The sequence below is a fragment of the Rathayibacter rathayi genome (assembly GCF_004011095.1).
GTDB lineage: Bacteria > Actinomycetota > Actinomycetes > Actinomycetales > Microbacteriaceae > Rathayibacter > Rathayibacter rathayi.
Genome location: NZ_CP028129.1, coordinates 2621590 through 2642661 on the forward strand (window position 1 = coordinate 2621590; position 21072 = coordinate 2642661).

A 21072-nucleotide genomic window follows, 5' to 3' on the forward strand; every position below is an offset into this window, starting at 1 on the left:
CTATGCAGTACACGCACCTCGGCCGCACCGGCCTGTCCGTCTCCCGCGCCGTCCTCGGAACCATGAACTTTGGCATGCAGACCGAGGAGTCCGACTCCTTCGCGATCATGGACCGCGCGCACGAACTCGGCGTCAATTTCTTCGACACGGCCAACGTCTACGGAGGCGAGGCAGGCCGGGGCGCTACCGAGCAAATCGTCGGCCGCTGGTTCGCGCAGGGTGGCGAGCGCCGCGAGCGCACGGTCCTCGCGACCAAGGTTTTCGGCGACATGGGCGAATTCGCCGCCCCCGGTGCCGAGGGCGGCCGCGACTCGTGGCCCAACGGCGGCCGCCTCTCGGCGCTCACGCTGCGCCGCGCACTCGATGAGAGCCTGCGCCGCCTGCAGACCGACCACATCGACCTCTACCAGTTCCACCACATCGACAGGACGACGCCGTGGGACGAGATCTGGCAGGCGATGGAGGTCGCCGTGCAGCAGGGCAAGGTCCTCTACGTCGGCTCCAGCAACTTCGCCGGCTGGCACATCGCCCAGGCGCAGGAGGCGGCGCACGCCCGCCACTTCACCGGCCTCGCCTCGGAGCAGTCGATCTACAATCTGCTCGTCCGCGACGTCGAACGCGAGGTCCTGCCCGCCGCGCTGCACTACGGGCTCGGCGTCATCCCCTGGTCGCCGCTGCAGGGCGGATTGCTGGGCGGCGTGCTCGAGAAGGCCGCCCAGGGCGGGCGCCGCTCCTCCGAGCGCACCCTCGCCGCAATCCAGGAGCACCGCCCCGCGCTGGAGCAGTGGGAGGCGTTCGCCCGCGAGCGCGGCGAGGCGCCCGGCGAGCTAGCCCTGGCGTGGCTCCTGCACCAGCCCGCGGTCACCGGGCCGATCACCGGCCCGCGCACGCTGGAGCAGCTCGAGAGCGCGGTCGCCGCGGTCGACATCACCCTCGACTCCGAGGCCCTCGCCCGCCTCGACGAGATCTTCCCCGGTCACCGGAGCGCCCCTGAGGACTACGCCTGGTGAGCACCCACCCGGGAGCATCCGCGACTCAGCGACGGCCGCCGACCTGCAGCTCAGCGCCGAGGAGCTGGCCTCGCTCGACTGATTCCGTTCATAACGCAGGAAGGATTCGGATCCGGCCTCCGCACGACGCGGTCTCGCAGGCGCTGCGGCCGATCCTTCCTGCGTTGTGAACGCCACCCGGCTCAGACCGCGTCCCCCACCGGGCGCTTCTGCCCGAAGTGCGCCGGCACAACCGCGCCGAGCCCGTGCACGGCGAAAGCCCGCGCGGCCAGCAGGCTCGCCGCCCGGTGCTCCTGCAGCCCGACGATCGCCTCGCCCGCCAGATCCGGGGTGTTCGAGCTGACGCAGTTCCCTGCGTCCATCCTCGACGCGCGGGCCGAGGAGCGGGGACCGGGCCCCGCTCAGGCGTCGGCGGCCGAGATGGCGAGCACGACCGCCGTCAGGGTCGTGCGCAGGCGCTCCAGCGACTCCGTCTCGGACTCGTCCTCGAGGATCGACTGCTTCACGGCGTCGTCGTACCCCGCCACCAGGAGCCGCACCGCAGTCGTCGCCTCCAGCGAGAACTCCCGACGCACCTGACGGAGCGCCCCGTGCACGATCTCGACGAGCGACGCATCGAAGCCCGCGCGGAAGTCTCGGTACTGCGGTGCGATTCTCGGGTCGCGCAGCGCCAGGAGTTCGAACTCCGACTCGACCACGCACCAGCGCCGGTTGTCGGTGGTCGGCCCCTGGAGGAAATCGAGGATGACCACGGCGAGCGTCTCGGCGGTCAGCGGCTCGTCGGCAGAGACGACCCGCGGGATCGTGCGGCCCATCTGCTCGATGAGGGTGGTGATCCGGGCGCAGTTCTCCCGCTCCATCAGCGCGAAGAATAGCTCCTCCTTGGTGGAGAAGTTGGAGTAGAAGGCGCCGCGCGAGAATCCGGCGCGCTCGCAGATCTGCTCGACGGAGGCGCTGTGCACGCCGGTCTCGGCGAACACCTCGTAGGCGGCGTCGAGCAAGCGCTCTCGGGTGCGCCCGCGACGGGAGGTTTCGGGAGCGGTGGGGTCAATCGCGGTCATCTCCGGCTCCTGTCCGCTCTGTCAACACCTTCGACGCCGATCACCCTATCCGATACATTTCTGTATCGAATACGGTACCGTATCGGATACGCTCGTGTATCGGAGCCGAGCTCCACTTCGGTACAGAGACGTATCTCCTCCCGCCCACCCCCGTCAGGAGACCGCGTGTCGTCGCTGCTCTACCGCCTCGGTCGTCGCGTGTACCGCGCCCACCGTCTCGTCGCCGTCCTGTGGCTGCTGATCGTCGTGGCGGGCGGCGGAGGCGCGCTGCTACTCAACCAGGGCACCGACAACACCTTCTCGATCCCGGGGACCCAGTCGCAGACCGCGCTGGATCAGCTCGAGCGCACCTTCCCCCAGGTCAGCGGCACGTCGGCCCGATACGTCGTCATCGCTCCCGAGGGAGGCAGCGTCCAGGATGCCGACGTGAAGGGTCCCGTGGGCGACGCAGTCACCGCGCTGGGCGACATCGACGAGGTCGCGGCAGTCACCGACCCGTACTCCGACAGCGTCTCCGGCACGATCTCGGAGGGCGGCAATGCCCTCGTCATCACCGCGCAGATGGACGGCTCCGCGACCACCACGAGCCCCGAGAGCCGCGACGCGCTCAAGGCCGAGGCGACGACCCTTCAGAACGCCCTGCCCGCCGGATCCGTGGTCTCGCTCGGCGGCGACCTCTTCGCCCAGAACCTGCCCGGCGTGACGATCACCGAGGCGATCGGCCTCGTCGTCGCCCTCGTGGTGCTCGTGCTCACCTTCGGCTCGTTCCTCGCCGCCGGGATGCCGCTGGTCACCGCGCTGCTCGGCGTCGCCCTCTCGATGTCGGCGATCTTCATCGCCACCCGCTTCGCCTCGATCTCGTCGACCACACCGCTCCTGGCGCTGATGCTGGGACTGGCGGTCGGGATCGACTACGCCCTTTTCATCATCAGCCGCCACCAGGACCAGTTGAAGCAGGGGATGGAGCCGGAGGAGTCGACCGCGCGCGCGACGGCGACCGCCGGATCCGCCGTCGTCTTCGCCGGCCTGACCGTGATCATCGCCCTGGTCGGCCTCTCAGTCGCCGGCATCCCATTCCTCACCACGATGGGCATCGCCGCGGCGGGCGGAGTCGCGATCGCCGTGGTCATCGCCCTCACTCTGACCCCCGCGCTGCTCGGCTTCGCCGGTGCGCGGCTGCGGCCCAGGGAGCGCCGCGCGAAGAAGAAGGCCGCAAAGGCCGCCGCCGCCGCGGGGACGCACGTCGACACGGAAGAACACACGGGGAGCGCCTCCGCCGGCGGTCACGCACACGCCCAGGTTCCGCGCGGCTTTTTCCGCGGTTGGGTCCGCGTCGTCACCCGGTTCCCGATCGTCACGATCATCGCGGTGATCGGCGTGCTCGGGGTCGCCAGCATCCCGGCGCTCAGCCTCCGCCTCGCTCTGCCGGACGCCGGCTACCAGGCCGAGGGCACGCCGGCGCGCACCACCTACGACCTCCTCGCCGAGAACTTCGGCGCCGGCTACAACGGCCCGCTCATCGTCACCGGCACGATCATCGGCTCGACCGATCCACTCGGCCTGATGAACGACCTCAAGGGCGAGATCGAGAAGCTCGACGGAGTCGCCTCGGTGCCGCTCGCGACGCCGAACGAGACCGCTGACACCGGCATCATCCAGGTGATCCCGGAGGGCGGACCGGACTCCGAGACGACCAAGGCGCTGGTCGCCGAGATCCGCGACAAGCACGACGACTTCCAGCGGGAGTATGGCGTCGACCTCGCGGTGACCGGCCAGACCGCGGTCGGCATCGACATCTCGGACACGCTCGCCAGAGCGCTATTGCCGTTCGGCCTGCTCGTGGTCGGCCTGTCGCTGGTGCTGCTGACGATGGTGTTCCGCTCGCTCTGGGTGCCGATCAAGGCGACGCTGGGCTACCTGCTCTCGGTCGGAGCGTCCTTCGGCGCCGTGGCCGCGGTGTTCGAGTGGGGCTGGTTCTCGGACGCACTGCACGTCGACAAGACCGGTCCGATCATCAGCTTCATGCCGATCATCCTGATGGGCGTGCTCTTCGGACTGGCGATGGACTACGAGGTGTTCCTGGTCTCGCGAATGCGCGAGGACTACGTGCACGGCCGCCCGGCACGAGCGGCCGTCGAGTCGGGCTTCGTCGGCTCGGCCAAGGTGGTCACGGCCGCCGCGATCATCATGTTCTCGGTCTTCGCCGCCTTCGTGCCGGAGGGGGACACCAATATCAAGCCGATCGCGCTCGGGTTGGCCGTGGGCGTCTTCGTCGACGCGTTCATCGTCCGGATGACGCTGGTTCCTGCAGTTCTGCACCTGCTCGGCGACCGCGCGTGGCAGATGCCGCGCTGGCTCGACCGCGTCCTGCCCTCCTTCGATGTCGAGGGCGAGGGCCTGACGAAGGAGCTCGCGCTCGCCGACTGGCCGGAGCCGGGATCCACCGACGTGATCGCCGCCGAGGGTCTCTGCCTCGACGGACCCAACGGCCCCATCTACCACGATGTCTCCCTGCGGGTCGCGCCGGGCTCCTCCCTGGTGGTGCACGGCCCGCACCGCTCCGGCCGCACCGCACTGCTGTTGAGCATCGCTGGCCGCCTCGCCCCCGACTCCGGACGCCTGAAAGTCGCGGGCCTGGTCGTGCCGATCCGCTCCGCCGCCGTGCGCGGCAGGGTCGCTCTGGTGCGCCTGGCCGGAGCGGCCGATCCCGTCGCCGAGGTGCGCTCGGCACTGGAGTCAGCCCCGCCGATCCTCGTGCTCGACGACCTCGACACGGTCACCGATCCGCAGCTGCGCGACGCGATCCGGGCCGAGCTCGACGCGGCGCGCACCGTCGACGGCACCTTCACCGTGGTCGCCTCTTGCGTCGACGCCGAGGCGCTCGACGACCTCCTCCCCTCCGACCGCGGCGTGCTCGCGGTCTTCCCCGCGGCGAAGCGCCGCGCGATCGCAAAGGTCCTCTGACAGATGGCTCTCCTCTCCCTCGAACGCCCCCGCGGCGTCAAGAAGGTGTCTTGGCTGACCCTTCTCGGGATCGTCCTGGTCCCCCTCGTCATCGGCGGCCTCCTGGTGTGGGCGCTGTGGAACCCCACCGAGCGCCTCGACACGATCACGGCCGCCGTGGTCAACGAGGACACGCCCGTCGAGATCAATGGGCAGACCGTGCCGCTCGGGCGCCAGCTCGCGGCCGGCCTGGTGACGGGCGGCACCGGCTCCGCGAGCCCGGCCGATCCTGCCACGGCGACCCCCTCGATAACCCCGACCCCGGCGCCGAACGTCTCCGGCTCGGACTCGACGGGCAACTTCACCTGGGTACTCACCGACAAGGACGACGCGGCGGAGGGACTCGCCGACGGCAGCTACGCGACCGTCGTGACCATCCCCTCCTCCTTCTCGGCCGCCGCCACCTCGTACTCGGGTGACGCCGCGAAAGCCACGAAGGCCACCATTGATATCGCCACCAGCGAGAAGGCCAAGCTCGTCGACGACGCCATCTCGTCGACGGTGACCAGCACCGCCACCTCGCTGCTGAACACGCAGCTCACCACGGCCTACCTCGAGAACGTCTACGTCGGCTTCAACACCCTGCACGAGCAGATCGGCCAGGCGGCCGGCGGCGCGGGCACGCTGGCCGACGGCGCCGACCAGCTCGGCACGGGCGCCGCCACCCTCGCCGGCGGCACCAGCGACCTTGCCGACGGCATCGACGAGCTCGCGTCCGGCGCGTCCTCTCTTTCGGGCGGAGTCGCGCAGCTCGGCACCGGCGCCTCCTCCCTCGCTGACGGGGTGGGCCAGCTGGGTACCGGTGCCTCCGACCTCTCCGGCGGAGTCGCGCAACTCGCCACGGGCGCACGGGGCTCCGTCGGCGGGGCGACGCAGCTGCAGAGCGGCGCCACCGGCCTGGCCGACGGCCTCGACCAGGTGACGGCGGGCGTGCAGAAGACGGGTGAGGGGACGCAGCAGGTAGCGACCCTCAGCGCGGGAGCGGCGACGGCCACCGCGGAAACCCTGAAGGCCCTCACCGGTGTGCTCGCGAGCTGCGAGACGGCGCAGTGCAGCGCCGCGAAAGCCGTCATCGCCTCGGCGAGCGGGCCGACGGGAGCGGTCACCCTGACCGGGCAGACCGCCGGAGCGATCGCCGGGATCGACGCCGGGATCCGCACCGGCGGCGATGGCCAGCCCTCCCTGATTGACGCAGTCGGCCAGTCCGCCACCGGCGCCCGCACCCTCGCGGGCGGAATCGGCCAGCTCACCGGTGGACTCACTCAGCTCGCCGACGGTGCCGACGCCGCAGCCGGCGGCGCCGCGCAGCTCTCGTCCGGAGCCACCACCGCAGCGGCCGGCGCCCGCGACCTCGCCACCGGCGCGACCACCGCCGCGGGCGGCGCCGCCGACCTCGCCGCGGGAGCGTCCTCCGCCGCCGAGGGAGCCGACCAGCTCGCCGACGGCGCGAGCGGCCTCTCGGACGGGGCGGTGCAGCTCGCCGACGGCAGCCGTACGCTCGCCACCGGACTCGACGCCGCCGTCGCGCAGCTGCCCAGCTACACCGAGTCGGAGTCGACGAACCTCGCCGACGTCGTCTCCGATCCGGTCGAGAACGCGAGCAGCACGAACGACCTGTTCGGAGCCTCCAGCGTCCCGTTCTTCGCCACGATCGCCCTCTGGCTCGGCGCCCTCGCGACCTTCCTGGTGCTCGCCGCTTTCTCGCACCGGGCGCTCTCCTCCACCCGCTCCTCCGCAGCTCTCGCCCTGTCCTCCTCCCTGCCCGCGCTGGTGATCGGCGTCGTGCAGGGTCTCGCGGTCGCGATCGTGATGAGTAACGTCGCCGGTCTGGAGCCGGGACGCTGGGTCGGCTTCGCCCTGCTCTCGATGCTCGCCGGCGCGTCGTTCGCCGCGGTCAACCAGGGGCTGGTCGCGCTGCTCGGAGGGATCGGCCGGTTCCTCTCGATGGTCGCGGCGGTGATCGGACTCGGCGCGGGCATCATCTCGACGGTCCCCGGCCTGTTCGACGACGTGCTCGGGTTCCTGCCGCTGTCGGCCGCGCAGAACGCGCTCTCCGGAGTGGTCGGGGGCACGGAGGGAACGGCCGGCGCGGTCGTCGGCCTGGTGATCTGGCTGCTGTTCGGGCTGCTGCTGACCGTCACCGCAATCGCCCGACATCGGGTCGTCTCGGTCCGCGCCCTGCATCGCGCTGCGGAGGCGTAGGCCGCTCACCACGCCTACACGGCCGACGCCTGTCGGGCATCTCGTGCCGTCTCCCCCCGGAGCTGGGACGGATGGCACGAGGATCGCGCCGTGTCCGCGCCTCAGGGATGTCCGCCGCATCCTCGGGGTTACCCTGACGCGGTGGAATCGGTACCAACGCAGAGCCGGACACGGCGGGTCTACAGCCCGTCCGTCGTCCTGCGCCTGCGTGCGCTCCTGCGGCGGCTGGTCGGCGCGCTGCTCGCCGCGGTGATCATCCCGTTCGCGATTCTGGCCGACCGTCGCGGCGTCCTCGACGAGTCGGCGCTCTCGCTCAGCCTCCTCGCCCTCACCGTCCTGATCGGGCTGGTCTCGGCAGTGTCCCTCTTCGTCGTCACTCCCACCCGCGTGATGACGACCGAGACGCAGGTCGTGCTGATGCGCGGCCACCGCCGCCGCGAGCAGTGGCCTCGCCGCTCGGTGCGCTTCGTCGAGTCGAGCGACGGCGACGGCTTCGTTGCCTGGTGCCGCGGCGACGGCGTCGAGGTCCGCTGCGCGCACTTTCGACCCGAGGACTTCGCCACCCTGCTCGCCGACCTCGGCGCCGTCGCACGCATCCGCGACGCCCTGCCGCCCGCGCTGGCGGGTCCCGCCTCCGCTGTGCTCTTCCGTCCGCACCGGGCGCCGTTGCGCCGACGTGTGCTCGCCCTGGTCGTCGTCGCCACGGAGGCGTTCGCCGCCGGTGTCCTGGCCGTCGCTCTCGCCGGTGCCCCGTCGGGCGACCGCACGCAGATCACTGTGGGCGCGGTCGTCGTGGCGCTCTCGCTCCCGCTCGGCCTGATCGCCGCCCGGTTGGCGCTGCGGCCCGGCTTACCCGGCTCGATCGTGGTGTCGGCGTCGGCGATCCAGATCGACGCGCTGGTCTTCCCCCTCGAGGCGTTGCGCTCCGTGGTCGCCTCGAGTCCCACGGGGAGCCGCAGCCTCCGCCTCGTCCTCACCGAGACGAACGGCCGCATTACCGAGGTGCCCCTCGGCCTGCGACTGCCGACGTTGCGGCGCGACCAGCTCTTCCCCGACTACCCGCTGCTGCTCGGCGTCCTGCGCGAGCACACGGCCCCGCTGCCGGGACTGCTGCGGATCGAGGGCTGACGCCTCCGCTACGAAACCGCCTCGGGCGGCGGGTCAGTCCTCGGCGCCGTCGGCGATGCGCTGGTGGTGGTGGATGACCTCGGCGACGATGAAGCCGAGGAACTTTTCGGCGAACGCCGGATCGAGATGCGACTCCTCGGCGAGCGCCCGCAGTCGCGCGATCTGACGGGCTTCACGCTCGAGATCGGCGGGAGGCAGACCATGCACGGCCTTGAGCCTGCCGACCTTCTGGGTGAACTTGAACCGCTCGGCGAGCAGGTGGATCACCGCCGCGTCGATGTTGTCGATGCTCTGACGGATCTGCACGAGTTCGGCTCGCGCCTGGGACTCCTCAGGAGTGATGTCAACGGTCATGGCGGGACCCTAACCGACCGGTGGGGCTTCGAGCTGCAACCGGCGCATGACGACGGCCCCTGCCCGGGGTCCGGGAGGGGCCGTCACGAGGGGAGGGTCAGTCGACCCGGTTGATCTGCACCGGAATGTTCCCGCGGGTCGCGTTGGAGTACGGGCAGAGCAGGTGCGCCGCGTCGGCGACCTTCTGCGCGTCCTCGGCGCTCGCCTTCGGGACGTAGACGTCGAGCTCGACCGCGAGGCCGAAGCCGTCGGAGTCGTTCTTGCCGATCGAGACGCTGGCCGAGACGGCGGCGTCGGTCGTGTCGATCGTGAGCTGGCGGCCGGCTCCGTGCAGGGCGCTGAGGAAGCAGGCGGAGTAGCCGGCCGCGAACAGCTGCTCGGGGTTGGTCCCCTCGCCGGAGCCGCCGAGCTCCTGCGGGGCGCGGGTGTCGAGGTCGAGCCGGTCGTCTTCGGTGCGGACGTGGCCGTCGCGTCCTCCACCGGAGGCGTGGGCGATGGCGGTGTAAAGAGCATCCATCCCCCCATCCCATCACCCGGCCGCCGTGAGTCAAGTGAACGCGGGAGGCACGTCCTGCGTTCTCCCGGGGATCCGGCCCGGGAACTCCGCGAGAGCCGTCAAGCCCCTCCCGCGCCGCGCCCTCCGGGTGTGCGGTGGAGGGGCACCGACCCCCACCGACCCCCACCGACCCCACCGGCGCGAGCCGGAGAACGGAGACGAACATGCGAGCGCTCACTTGGCAGGGCATCGAGAAGGTCTCGGTCGAGACCGTCCCCGACCCCCGCATTCAGCAACCGACCGACGCGATCATCCGGATCACCTCGACCGCGATCTGCGGCTCCGACCTGCACCTGTACCGACTCCTCGGGCCCTACCTCGACAAGGGCGACGTGCTGGGGCACGAGCCGATGGGCGTTGTGGAGGAGGTGGGCTCCGCGGTCACCTCGCTGCGAGTGGGAGACCGGGTCGTCGTCCCCTTTAACATCGCCTGCGGCGAGTGCTTCCTGTGCCGCCGCGGATTGCAGTCGCAGTGCGAGACGACGCAGGTCACCGAGTACGGCTCCGGAGCGGCGCTCTTCGGCTACACGAAGATGTACGGCCAGGTCCCCGGTGGTCAGGCCGAGCTGCTGCGCGTGCCGCTCGCCGACTACAACACGATCGTCGTCGGAACCGACCTACCGGACGAGCGCTACCTGTTCCTCAGTGACATCGTGCCCACTGCCTGGCAGGGCGTGGAATACGCGCAGGTCCCTGACGGCGGGACCCTCGTCGTCTTCGGGCTCGGGCCGGTCGGCCAGTTCGCCGCGCGGATCGGTGTGTACCGCGGCTATCGCGTGCTCGCTGTGGAGCCGGTTGCCGAGCGGCGCGCAATGGCGGACCGGTACGGAGTGGAGACGTTCGATCTGTCCGACGACATCACCGCCCAGCTGCGCGACCTGACCGACGGGCGGGGTCCCGACTCCGTCCTGGATGCGGTCGGCATGGAGGCGCACGGCTCGCCGGTCGGCTCCTTCGCGCAGACGATGGCCGGGCTGCTCCCCGATCCGATCGCCCGCAAGGCGATGGACACCGTCGGCGTCGACCGGCTCGCCGCGGTGCACGCTTCGCTCGACCTGGTGCGCCGCGGCGGGACCGTCTCGCTGAGCGGGGTCTACGGCGGTGAGGCCGACCCGATGCCGCTCAAGTCGATGTTCGACAAGCAGGTGACGATGCGGATGGGCCAGTGCAACGTGAAGCGCTGGATCGACGACCTGCTGCCACTGGTCGAGGACTCGTCCGATCCGCTCGGCGTGCTGGACCTGGTGACTCACCGGGCACCCCTCGAGGACGCTCCGGCCCTGTACGAGACCTTCCAGAAGAAGGAGGACGGCTGCATCAAAGTCGTCCTGCAGCCGTAGCAGAAACGACGAAGGCGGCGCCCCGTCGAGGGAGCGCCGCCTTCGCTGTACGCCGAGACCTACTTGAAGACGTCCTTGACGTCCTCGCCGGTCTTCTTGGCCGAGGCCGCAGCCTGGTCCTTCTGACCTTCGGCCTTCAGGCTGTCGTCGTTCTTGTGGTCGCCGAGAGCTTCCTTCGCCTTGCCGGCGATGTCCTGAGCGGCGTTCTTGATCTTGTCATCGAGCCCCATTGTGGTGCCTCCTTCGCTGATCGTTGGCTCGACCGTAGGACTGGGAACTGCCCGCTTCCTGAGAACGAAGAGGGGCTTGCCCAGGAGGCCGCTCGGCTGCCATGCTTCGCGCCCTCGACCAGCGGAGGGCGGCTGAGGGCGCGGAATCAGGTCGCCGGGGCGGCGGACTCCGACGGGGCCATCTGTGAGGGCACGTTCGTGGGAGTCTGCGTCGATCCGTCGTCCGCACTGGTCGGCACCGCAGTCCCGGACTGAATCGGAGTCTGGGCGTCGCCGGTGCAGCCTGCTACGAGTCCGATGGTGAGAGCGGCGGCGCCGAGCGCCCCGAGGACCCGTGAGGCCCTCACTTGCCCGTCACCGCATCCTTCACAGCCCCGACCGCTTTCTCGATCACGTTGGGCTTTGGGTCGGTGCCGTAGAAGCGCTCGTCCGGCTGGGTGGGCGGCGGCATCGGCACTCCGCCGCCGGGCTCGGCGACGCGATAGCTGAACTCGCCCTTGCCGTCGGGGGTCGGACCCGAGGCCCAGGTGCCGTCGGCGGCCGTCGCTCCGTCCGAGAAGTTGATGTACTCGTACGACACCGAGCGCTCCTCCTTCGAGATCGGGAAGTTCGAGGGCACCGGCAGATCCTCCTTGCCCTCCGCCCGCAGCTCGGCGGCCGCCGCGATCCACTGGTTCTGGTGCATCGTGTCGCGGGCCAGGAGGAACGACAGCAGGTCGCGCACGCCGTGATCGTCGGTCATGTGGTAGAGCCGAGGGACCTGGAGGCGGCCCTGCATCTCGGCGTTGGCGTTCGCCGTGAAGTCGGCGAGCAGGTTGCCGCTCGCTGTGATGTAGGAGCCTTGCCACGGGTTCCCCATGCTGTCGACGGGGCGAACGCCCGCACCGGCCACGATCGCGTGCTGCACATCGGAGCCACCGATGACCGCCGCGAGCACCGGGTCCTTCTTCATCGCGTCCTCGGACTGCTCGATCGGCGCCTTCTCGAGCAGCTGCGCAATCATCACGGCGATCATCTCGACGTGGCCGAACTCCTCGGCGCCGATGCCGAATAAGAGATCCCGGTACTTGCCCGGGTCGTGGGCGTTCCAGGCCTGGAAGCCGTACTGCATCGCCACGGTGATCTCGCCGTACTGGCCGCCGAGCACCTCCTGAAAGCGTCGGGCGAAGACGGCGTCGGGCTTGGAGGGGGAGGCCGTGAACTGGAGTTCCTGACGGTGGAAGAACATGACTGCTTGCCTTTCCGGTGTGGCCGGGCGGAGCCGAGCGCGGACGTCCGGGGTGGGTTTCTTCGACGCTAGGCAGCCCGGTTGGAGGGCTAGAAGGGGCTTGACGTGGGCCGAGAGCACTCGCGACGCGATCGCCGGAACCCGGCCGCGTGGGCGCGGGATGGTAGCCGCTTCGAGGGTCGTTCGCTATGCCCTTTCCGCTGTTCGGGCGCCCGCCCAAACTGGCGACGCCGGCACGCACTCATCCCCACTCGATCCTGGAAGGGACAGACGATGTCGAACATCGATCCCGATTCACCTCCGTTCGCAGACGGCGCCGCGAACTTCGGCGCGACCGAGACCCCCGCCGAGAGCGGGGCGCACACCGCCTCCGTCGGCGCGTACTCCTCCTCCGATTCCTCCTCCTCGAGCAGTGCCACCGGCGCCGCGAAGGAGGCGGCCGGCACCGCGAAGGAGCAGGCCGGCGCTGTCGCCGGCGATGCCAAGCAGGCCGCGAGCGACGTGCTTTCGACAGGCAAGGACGAGGCAGGCAACGTGGTCCAGGAGGCCAAGGTTCAGGTCAAGGATCTCCTCGACCAGAGCCGCAGCCAGCTCACGGAGCAGGCGCACTCGCAGAAGGAGAACGCCGCCAAGGGCGCGCGCGCCTTCAGCGATGACCTCACTGCTCTGGCGAACGGCGAGGGCGGTCAGGACAACATGGCCGCGAACCTCGTCTCGCAGGCCGCCTCCCGCGCCCAGGGCATCGCCCAGTGGCTCGAGAACCGGGACCCGTCGCAGCTGCTCGACGACGTGCGTTCGTTCGCACGCCACCGGCCGGGCGCCTTCATCCTGATCGCCGCCGCGACCGGCCTCGTCGGCGGGCGCCTCATCCGGGCACTGACCGCCGAGGCGAAGGATGACAAGGAGGCGTCGACGGCACGCACCGACGGCCCCGAGTACGACGCTCCCGCCGCCGACTCGCTCGCGTACGACGCTCCCGCGGCCGACTCCCTCGCGTACGACGCTCCCGCCGCCTCGGCCTACGGCACGGTCGGCTCAAGCTCGCTCGAGCGCGACTACGCCCCGACCGAGCCCCTTGCCGATCCGCTCGACGGCGGCTTCCCGAACGGCGGACGGCGGTGACCGATCCGACGGGCGTCCACCGCTCGGCCCAGACGCCCGATGAGCGGGCGGGCTCGACGTCGCTGGGCGACCTGCTCAGTGAGGTTTCGCGCGATCTCTCCACGCTGATTCGCCAGGAAATGGCGCTCGCGAAGGCGGAGCTTAAGGAGTCGGCAAGCAAGGCGGGCAAGGGCGCGGGCCTGCTCGGTGGGGCAGGATACGCCGCACTGATGGCCGTGCTGTTCCTCTCGATCGCCCTCTGGTGGGGCCTGGGCACTCTGATCGGCAACGGCTGGTCCGGAGTGGTCGTCGCCGTGATCTGGGCGATCGTCGCCGCGATCCTCTATGCCGCGGGCCGTAAGAGCCTGAAGCAAGTCGACGGTGCTCCCGAAACGGTCGACTCCCTCAAGAAGATTCCCGACACCCTCAAGCCGAACGGGGCAGGACGATGACGTACGACGCAGGACTGGACAAGACGCCGGAGCAGGGAATGAGGCCGGAGCAGGGAAAGACGCCGGAGCAGCTTCGCGCGGATATTGAGCTCACCCGGCTGGAACTCGGCGGTGACGTCGACGCACTGGCCGGAAAGGTCAGCCCGAGCGCCATCGCGCAGCGGCAGACCGACAAGGTCCGCTCGGCCGTGGGGTCGGTCCGCGACCGCGTGATGGGCTCAGCGCACGATGCCTCCGACTCGCTCTCGAGCGGAGCCGGCTCGGCGAAGGCCAAGGCCGAGGGCAACCCGTTCGCCGTGGGCTTGATCGCTTTCGGCGCCGGGCTGCTCGTGGCCTCACTGATCCCCGCGTCCAGCAAGGAGAAAGAGGCGGCGAGCCGCGTCAAGGAGCAGGCCCAGCCGATCGTCGACACGGTGACCGATGCAGCGAAGGAGGCGGCCGGTGAGCTGCGCGAGCCGGCGCAGCAGGCGTTCGCCGCGGTCAAGGACACTGCGACCGACGCCGCGCAGAACGTTAAGGAGGCAGGCTCCTCGGCCGCCGGCGATGTGCAGGACTCGGCCCGCGAGGCCAAGCACGCCGTCCAGGAGGACGTGCAGAGCTGATCCGTCGGCGCTGACAGGGCGGTGGGCCTCCGGGCCCGCCGCCCTTCGACGTTTCCGGGCCGCGGCGACCGATCCGGGACCCGCGTCACTGACGGCCGAGCGGTCGGACCGGATTATCCCAGCGCGGGAAAGGCACGTACACGCCGGGAAGCGACTCCTCAAGAAACGGATCGTAATCTCGAGATGCGACAGCCTCGAACAGGGCGTGGGCATCGTTCGTCCAGAACAGTTCGCTGTACACCCTGACCGAATACACTCCGCTTTCCTGGATAAAGTACTTAATCCGATAACCGTCGCCCGTGATTCCCCACAATTCGGCATTAGTCGTACGCTCGCGCGTGTAGTACTGCCACCCCCGCTCCTCGAAATACTTCCGCATCGGATCCAGATCTACCTTCTCCCCCCGAGCCCCAGGGGGCATGATAATCCGAGTACCCATTACGTAATAGCTGTTCTCGCCCGTCCCACCCGGAAGACCACCCCCGACACCACCATTGAACCCCTCCTCAGGCAACGTCTCCCCACCATTCCACCTCCACACACCATCACTGATCCGCAACTGCGCATCCCGCAACAACTCCTGCGCATGCACATAATGCTGCGCATTCAGCTCAAACTCCTCCTCCAACGTCAGACCCGCCACCTCCGCCCGCGTCATCCCCGCAGCATCCCGCCGCTGCGTCATCACGTTCGACGAACACGCCGACACAACGACAACGGCCACGAGAACGCCAGCGATCCTCGCGAGCACTTTCCGGAACGTCATTGGCGACCCAGCGGACGGATCGGGTTATCCCAGCGCGGAAACGGGACATACACGCCCGGAAGCGACTCCTCGGGGAACGGATCGTAATCCCGAGACGCAACAGCCTCGAACAGGGCGTGGGCATCATTGGTCCAAAACAGTTCGCTGTACACCTGAATTGAATATTGGCCGCTCGCCTGGATGTAGTAGTTGATCCGATAACCGTCACCCGTGATCCCCCACAGATCAGCACTCTCCAACGTCTCCCGAACAAAGTACTTCCACCCCTGTTCCTCGAAGTACGCCACCATCGGATCTAAATCCGACTTCTCCCCCTGAGCACCTGGCGGCTTGATGATCCGAGTGCAGGTGACGTAGTAGCTGTTCTCACCGTTACCACCCGGAAGACCACCCCCGACACCACCGTTGTACCCTTCCTCGGGTAGCGTCTCCCCACCGTTCCACCTCCACACGCCATCACTGATCCGCAACTGCGCATCACGCAACAACTCCTGCGCATGCACATAATGCTGCGCATTCAGCTCAAACTCCTCCTCCAAAGACAACGCCGCCACCTCCGCCCGCGTCATCCCCGCAGCATCCCGCCGCTCCGCCATCACGTTCGACGAACACGCCGACACAACGACGAGAGCCACAAGAACCCCAGCGATCCGCGCCGCCGAACCCCAACCCGTCACTGCCGGCCACGCGGATGGATAGGCGCATCCCACCTCGGGAACGGCGCATAAAAACCAGGCAAAGACTCTTCCGGGAACTCGGCAGTATCCCGCGACGCAACCGCATCAAACAACGCGTGAGCATCATTCGTCCAAAACAGTTCGCTGTACACCTGGATTGAATATCGGCCGCTCGCCTGGATGTAGTAGTTGATCCGATAACCGTCACCCGTGATCCCCCACAAATCAGCACTCTCCAACGTCTCACGAACAAAGTACTTCCACCCCTGTTCCTCGAAGTACGCCACCATCGGATCTAAATCCGACTTCTCCCCCTGAGCACCTGGCGGCTTGATGATCCGAGTGCACGTAACGTAGTAGCTGTTCTCGCCCGTACCACCCGGCAGACCACCCCCGACACCACCATTGAACCCCTCCTCAGGCAACGTCTCCCCACCATTCCACAGCCACACACCATCACTGATCCGCAACTGCGCATCCCGCAACAACTCCTGCGCATGCACGTAATGCTGCGCATTCAGCTCGAACTCCTCCTCCAACGTCAAGCCCGAGATCCCGGCTCGTGTCATCCCCGCAGCATCCCGCCACTGCACCGACGCGTCAGACCAACACCCCGACAGGACGAGGAGAAACCCGAGGCCGACCGCCGCAAGTCGACGCATGCTGCTGCGGATCACTGCCGCCCACGCGGATGGATCGGAGCATCCCAACGCGGGAACGGGGCGTAAAGACCGGGCAGGGACTCGTCCGGGAACTCCGGAATGTCTCGCGATGCGACCGCGTCGAACAGGGCGTGAGCATCATTGGTCCAGAACAGTTCGCTGTACACCTGAATGGAATAGACCCCGCTCTCCTGTATGTAGTACTTCACCCGATAGCCGTCACCGGTGATGCCCCACAATTCGGCATAAGCCGAACTCTCGCGCACAAAGTACCGCCACCCCTGATCCTCGAAGTACTCCCGCATCGGATCCAGATCCGCAAGAGAACCGTTCGCACCCTCCGGGGTGATGATCCGGCCGCCTCGCACGTAGTAGGTGTTCTCGCCGGTGCCACCCGGAAGACCACCCCCGACACCACCATTGAATCCCTCCTCGGGCAACGTCTCCCCGCCGTTCCACCTCCACACACCATCACTGATCCGCAACTGCGCATCCCGCAACACCTCATTCATGTGCACGTAATGCTGCGCGTTCAGCTCGAACTCCTGCTCCAACGTCAAGCCCGCTACCTCCGCCCGCGTCATCCCCGCCGCATCCCGCCGCTCCACCATCGCGTCCTCCTCTTTACCCGCTCCGCATCCACAGAGCAGAATCACCATCAGTGTCAGCGCCAGCGTCGTGCGAACCGGACGCCCGGAGCTCGATTCCCGTTTCACGGAACCACCTCCCCCGCCATGACCCGCACCACGGACGCGAACGGGGTCGAATCCGGCGAGAGGTAGCCGACGGCCCCGGTCGATTCGTCGGGAGACATGTCGTGCCCCGTCACCGCCCTCGTCCCGTCACCCTGTTGGGCCGAGAGAGTGCGGACGCCGTCGATCGTGCGGAGATCGATCCGCTGACCGAGGCCCCAGAAACGTCCCACGCCTGCCCACTTGTCGTCGTCGGCCTCGGTGGCGTAGATCTCGTCGACATTCAGCCCGTTTACCTCCAGGCCCCGGTCGACACCCGCGGAGCCGTAGGAGAAGAGCGCATCGACGCGGTGACGGCAGTCCCGCGAGGCGTCAATCGCCAGCGGGGACCCGTAGGAGTGAGCGAGAACGGTGGTGGTCGCAGGAGGAAGGTCTCGACGCGCGTCGAGGGCACCGTCGATGAAGCCGCTCAGGCGCGGGGTCCCGGAGCCGGCTTTCGCGTCGCTCCAGACCTCCGGTCCGACCGGAGCGTGGTAGCCGATCCAGGAGACGACAGCGAAAGAGTGGCCAGGATCGAGGAAGGTCGCGCCTGCGAATAGATCGTTCGCCACCCGGACGTTCTGCTTCATATCGCCGACCGTCGTGAGCGCTCCCGGCACGTTCACGGTGACGCGGTCCGCCGTATCGAGGTCGCCCAGCGAGATAGCCGCGACGAGCGCCCCGTCATCCACGCTGAGCCCGACCAGTTGTGCCACTTTTCCCTCGGGCCCGGTCGGCAGGCGCTTCGCCTTGTCGTCCGCGTCCCTCACCGCCTCCCGCAGCGCACTCATCTGCGCCGTGAACTCGGTCAGCCCGATGCCTTGCCCGCCTCCCAGCCCCAGGGCCAGGTACACCCATTGCGGGTCGCGCTCCGCCGCGGCGAGCACAGCGCGCGACGCGGCGTCGCGAGCGGCGGCCGGCAGCCCATCGAGGTCGGCGAACGCGATCTGCGTCGAGAGCGGAAGACCGGCGACGTCCGCCGGGGTGAGGCCGGACGCCGTCCACGCCGCGAGCACGTCCGGCGAGGCGAGCGCGGGATCGAGGAGCTTCCGTAGCGGACTCGGCAGCCGCCCGAGCGCGCAGGTGCCGATCGTGACATCCGAGAGCAGGCCGCCGCCCGCGCGCTCGAACGCCTCCGCGACGCGCTCGACCCAATCGGCGTCCCAGGCGTTCTCGCTGAGGAACGAGACGAAGCTGTCGAGCACATCCATCTGCTCGATGGGCGCCCAGGAGCAGGAGGCGGTGAAGTCGGTCCAGACGCCGCTGAGCCGACTCCAGAGATCGTGTGCCTCACGGTCGAGCGCCCGCGCGACTCCGACGAAACTCCTCAAGCGCACCGGATCGGCCGAACTCCGACCCGAGGCAGGCGCGCCCTCGGCCGAGTGCGAGCGTCCCTGCGCGCGGAACGACACGCGGATCGGGCGCGGTCGAAGCGGCTCGGAGGAGGGACGCGGATCCGTGATCCTCGCCCATTCGTCCTGCATCGCCTGGGTCGGGTCCCCGGGCACCCGGGCGCGGAGTCGGGCCGTCTCCCGCTCGTACCAGCCGTCGAGATCGTCGCGGCGCCGCTGCTCCTGCGCCGCCTGCTCCGCCATTCGATCGACCTGATCGGCGAGCGTCCGCAGGGAGGCGATGAGCTCCCTCCGATCATCGACAGAGGTCTGGCAGGCCCGAGCGAAGAGCTGCTGCGCGATCCCCGCGAAGTCGGTCTCGACATCGACCACCGAAGCCTGCCGTTCGACGCCCTGGCGCCCGAGGTCCTCCGCTGCGCAGCGGAGACGAGAGGAGAGCACTGCCGCCGTCTCCGCGTGGAACCGCACCTGCACGGCTCCTCCTTCCTGCCTCCCACCCGAGGCGTTGTGAGTGAGCGTCACCTTATGGCGGGGCGCGGACGTTCTGCTGCCGCTGGCGCGGAACACCGCCTCCGCGAAATAGCCCGGCCGGGAATACCGGGCCCGCCGGGTTCCTTGCCCTCCGTATGCGGTCGATCGTCTACTCCCGCACCGGTGACTCCTCCGTCCTCTCCCTCGTCGACCGGGAGGAGCGGGCGCCCGGCCCCGACGAGGTCCGCGTCCGCGTCCTCGCGTCTGGCGTGAATCCGACCGACTGGAAGGCGCGCGCTGATGGCGATCTCGCCTTCGACGAGGTGGTACCGAACCAGGACGGCGCCGGCGTCGTCGATGCGGTCGGCGAGGACGTCGAGCACCTGGCGGTCGGCGATCGCGTCTGGATGTACCTCTCCGCGCACCGCCGCCCGACCGGCACCGCGCAGGAGTCGACAGTGCTCGCGGCCGAGCACGTCGTGCGCCTGCCCGACGGCATCGGAACCGACATCGCCGCGAGCCTCGGCGTCCCCGCGATGACTGCCCACCGCGCCCTCACCGTGCACGAGCACGGCCCCTCCCGTCTCACGCCCGGAGCGCTTGCCGGCCGCACCGTCCTGGTCCAGGGCGCCGTAAGCCACGCCGCTATCCAGCTCGCGGTCTGGGCCGGAGCGGCCGTGATCGCCACAGTGAGCAGCGACTCCAAGGAGCGCCTCGCTCGGGCGGCCGGCGCGCGGCATGTGCTCCAGTACCCCGACGACGCGCTCGCCGACCGGATCCTCGAACTCGCACCGGACGGCGTCGAGCAGGTGATCGAGGTGGCCCCCGCCCAGAACGCCGCGCTCGACGTGGAGGTGCTCGCCAACCACGGCAGCATCGCTTACTACGCGAACAACAACGGTGACGAGTTCACCGTCCCGATCGTCGCCAGCTTCGCGAAGAACGCGCGCTGGCAGGGGCTCCTGCTCTACACGGTGGGCGAGGAAGCGTTGCAGTCAGCGGCCGAGTAGGGAACGACCGGCAAGGTGCTCATCCGCATCGCCGACTGACCCGGCGCGCGCGCTGGGTCAGCCCCGGAGCGGAGGCGAGCCCGGCACGGTCGCGCGATCGGCCAGGCCTGCAACGAGTTCGGCCAGCGCCTCCTCCGCGGTGCGGGTCGGCGACCACCCCAGCTCGGCGCGCGCCCGCTCGGTGGACATCACGGGGACGTTGCCGGCGATGTCGAGCCACCCCGCGTCGGTGCGCTGCACCCGGAGGTGCCAGGTCGCGGTGACGATCGAGCGGAGTAAACCGAAGGGCACCGTGACCAGGCGGGCACCGAATGCGCGGGCCAGCCGCTCCGGAGTGAGGACAGGCTCGGCCGCGATGTTGAAAGCTCCTCCGGCGCGCCGGTCGATCGAGCGCCAGAAGGCATCAGCCACATCGTCGGCGTGCACTCCCTGGAAGATCACGTTCTTCGGCAGTGGCAGCACCGGAATCCGGGTCGTCTTCAGCCACCGCGTGGGGTAGTGCGGGCCGGCGAAGAGCCCGGCGATCTCGGTGGCCGCTCCGCGCTGGAACACCAGCCCCGGCCGCAGGCGCGTGACGATGATCTCAGGGTGCTCCTGCTCGAAGGCGTCCAGCTGCCGCTCGTTCGCGGCCTTGTGGCGGCTGTACGTCGAGGTGTGCAGGCCGCCGGTCGGCCAGTCCTCGTCCACGCGGATCGACTTGGGCGCCGCGCTGTAGGCGCCGACCGAGGAGGCGACCACGACCTGGCCGACCCCCTCAGCGGCGGCGGCCGCGAGCACGGCCGCCGTGCCTCCAACATCGACCAGCCGCTGGAACGGCTCGTCGTGGCTGGGCTGCAGCGCCCAGGCGAGATGCACGACGGCGTCGATGCCGGCGAACGCCTCGCGGAGCAGGCCCGGCGCCTCGCTCGAGACGAGATCGACCTCAATCCAGCGCACGTCGCGATACTCCTCGGAGCGGAGCCGCGGTGCGCGGCGCGCGATGCCAATGATTTCCTGCACCCCGGCCTCGCCGTGCAGGCGTCGCAGCAGTGCCGTGCCCAGATTGCCGGTCGCCCCGACGATCGCGATCCGCATCTCGTCATCCCTCCGCGGGCGGCACGCGCCGACCCCTTGCTCCGAGGCTAGACAGGGCCGCC

At 69.3% G+C, this 21072-nt stretch carries 21 protein-coding genes; 9 read left to right on the plus strand and 12 right to left on the minus strand.

Features of this window, described 5'->3' with window-relative positions; genetic code table 11:
• Positions 1–2: 2 nt before the first annotated feature.
• On the plus strand, positions 3–1010 hold the full coding sequence (locus C1O28_RS12665) for an aldo/keto reductase (RefSeq protein WP_097167105.1): 1008 nt from the start codon (positions 3–5) through the stop codon (positions 1008–1010).
• Between the two features lie 182 nt (positions 1011–1192).
• On the opposite strand, the gene C1O28_RS12670 is transcribed toward C1O28_RS12665, so the two are convergent.
• Complete coding sequence (locus C1O28_RS12670) at positions 1193–1372, minus strand: hypothetical protein (protein ID WP_097167106.1); 180 nt, start codon at positions 1370–1372, stop codon at positions 1193–1195.
• 39 nt (positions 1373–1411) lie between these two features.
• Positions 1412–2071 (minus strand): TetR/AcrR family transcriptional regulator, encoded by a 660-nt coding sequence (locus tag C1O28_RS12675; RefSeq protein WP_097167107.1) that lies wholly within the window; start codon positions 2069–2071, stop codon positions 1412–1414.
• A gap of 165 nt (positions 2072–2236) precedes the next feature.
• Between C1O28_RS12675 and C1O28_RS12680 the strand changes: the two genes are divergently transcribed.
• From C1O28_RS12680 to C1O28_RS12690, 3 genes are all read left to right on the plus strand, one after another.
• Positions 2237–5035, plus strand: a complete 2799-nt coding sequence (locus C1O28_RS12680; protein ID WP_097167108.1) for an MMPL family transporter — start codon at positions 2237–2239, stop codon at positions 5033–5035.
• 3 nt (positions 5036–5038) lie between these two features.
• Positions 5039–7276, plus strand: coding sequence for a YhgE/Pip domain-containing protein (locus C1O28_RS12685; RefSeq protein WP_097167109.1), 2238 nt, complete (start codon positions 5039–5041; stop codon positions 7274–7276).
• 141 nt (positions 7277–7417) lie between these two features.
• Entirely contained in the window at positions 7418–8404 is a 987-nt protein-coding gene (locus C1O28_RS12690) for a hypothetical protein (RefSeq protein ID WP_097167110.1), read from the plus strand.
• 33 nt (positions 8405–8437) lie between these two features.
• Here C1O28_RS12690 and C1O28_RS12695 read toward each other — a convergent pair whose 3' ends face one another.
• Positions 8438–8758: a chorismate mutase gene (locus C1O28_RS12695; protein ID WP_097167111.1), complete on the minus strand. Its 321-nt coding sequence runs from the start codon at positions 8756–8758 to the stop codon at positions 8438–8440.
• 97 nt (positions 8759–8855) lie between these two features.
• Positions 8856–9275, minus strand: a complete 420-nt coding sequence (locus tag C1O28_RS12700; protein WP_097167112.1) for an organic hydroperoxide resistance protein — start codon at positions 9273–9275, stop codon at positions 8856–8858.
• A 203-nt stretch (positions 9276–9478) separates the two neighbouring features.
• Between C1O28_RS12700 and C1O28_RS12705 the strand changes: the two genes are divergently transcribed.
• Complete coding sequence (locus C1O28_RS12705) at positions 9479–10654, plus strand: zinc-dependent alcohol dehydrogenase (protein WP_097167113.1); 1176 nt, start codon at positions 9479–9481, stop codon at positions 10652–10654.
• 59 nt (positions 10655–10713) lie between these two features.
• Here the strand turns inward: C1O28_RS12705 and C1O28_RS12710 are convergent, their stop codons facing one another.
• Both C1O28_RS12710 and C1O28_RS12715 read right to left on the minus strand, forming a co-directional pair.
• A complete protein-coding gene (locus tag C1O28_RS12710) occupies positions 10714–10884 on the minus strand; it encodes a CsbD family protein (protein ID WP_097167114.1) in 171 nt (56 codons plus the stop codon).
• 343 nt (positions 10885–11227) lie between these two features.
• Positions 11228–12112, minus strand: coding sequence for a manganese catalase (locus tag C1O28_RS12715; protein ID WP_097167116.1), 885 nt, complete (start codon positions 12110–12112; stop codon positions 11228–11230).
• Positions 12113–12385: 273 nt separating this feature from the next.
• On the opposite strand from C1O28_RS12715, the gene C1O28_RS15240 reads away from it, so the two are divergent.
• From C1O28_RS15240 to C1O28_RS12730, 3 genes are read left to right on the plus strand one after another with little or no spacing between them, the layout of a single operon-like run.
• A complete protein-coding gene (locus tag C1O28_RS15240) occupies positions 12386–13234 on the plus strand; it encodes a hypothetical protein (RefSeq protein ID WP_160487562.1) in 849 nt (282 codons plus the stop codon).
• Positions 13231–13665 carry a phage holin family protein gene (locus tag C1O28_RS12725; protein ID WP_097167117.1) on the plus strand — a complete coding sequence of 145 codons (435 nt, stop codon included), beginning with the start codon at positions 13231–13233 and terminating at the stop codon, positions 13663–13665. Before C1O28_RS15240 ends, C1O28_RS12725 begins: the two co-directional genes overlap by 4 nt.
• The gene (locus C1O28_RS12730; RefSeq protein ID WP_237398195.1) at positions 13662–14267 is read left to right on the plus strand and encodes a DUF3618 domain-containing protein; all 606 of its coding nucleotides are present in this window, start codon (positions 13662–13664) and stop codon (positions 14265–14267) included. The genes C1O28_RS12725 and C1O28_RS12730 overlap by 4 nt, the downstream gene beginning before the upstream one ends.
• Before the next feature lie 85 nt (positions 14268–14352).
• Here the strand turns inward: C1O28_RS12730 and C1O28_RS12735 are convergent, their stop codons facing one another.
• The 5 genes from C1O28_RS12735 to C1O28_RS12755 form a co-directional block, all read right to left on the minus strand.
• Complete coding sequence (locus tag C1O28_RS12735; RefSeq protein ID WP_145260565.1) at positions 14353–14991, minus strand: hypothetical protein; 639 nt, start codon at positions 14989–14991, stop codon at positions 14353–14355.
• A gap of 38 nt (positions 14992–15029) precedes the next feature.
• The gene (locus C1O28_RS12740) at positions 15030–15602 is read right to left on the minus strand and encodes a hypothetical protein (RefSeq protein ID WP_127821528.1); all 573 of its coding nucleotides are present in this window, start codon (positions 15600–15602) and stop codon (positions 15030–15032) included.
• 104 nt (positions 15603–15706) lie between these two features.
• Positions 15707–16387 (minus strand): hypothetical protein, encoded by a 681-nt coding sequence (locus C1O28_RS12745; RefSeq protein ID WP_097167120.1) that lies wholly within the window; start codon positions 16385–16387, stop codon positions 15707–15709.
• The gene (locus C1O28_RS12750; RefSeq protein WP_127821529.1) at positions 16384–17088 is read right to left on the minus strand and encodes a hypothetical protein; all 705 of its coding nucleotides are present in this window, start codon (positions 17086–17088) and stop codon (positions 16384–16386) included. The genes C1O28_RS12745 and C1O28_RS12750 overlap by 4 nt, the downstream gene beginning before the upstream one ends.
• Positions 17085–18929, minus strand: a complete 1845-nt coding sequence (locus C1O28_RS12755; protein WP_097167122.1) for an alpha/beta hydrolase — start codon at positions 18927–18929, stop codon at positions 17085–17087. Before C1O28_RS12755 ends, C1O28_RS12750 begins: the two co-directional genes overlap by 4 nt.
• Before the next feature lie 152 nt (positions 18930–19081).
• Here C1O28_RS12755 and C1O28_RS12760 point away from each other — a divergent pair, with 152 nt between their 5' ends.
• On the plus strand, positions 19082–19936 hold the full coding sequence (locus tag C1O28_RS12760) for an NADPH:quinone reductase (RefSeq protein WP_097167123.1): 855 nt from the start codon (positions 19082–19084) through the stop codon (positions 19934–19936).
• 57 nt (positions 19937–19993) lie between these two features.
• Here the strand turns inward: C1O28_RS12760 and C1O28_RS12765 are convergent, their stop codons facing one another.
• Positions 19994–21010 carry an NAD-dependent epimerase/dehydratase family protein gene (locus tag C1O28_RS12765; RefSeq protein WP_097167124.1) on the minus strand — a complete coding sequence of 339 codons (1017 nt, stop codon included), beginning with the start codon at positions 21008–21010 and terminating at the stop codon, positions 19994–19996.
• Between the last annotated feature and the right edge of the window lie 62 nt (positions 21011–21072).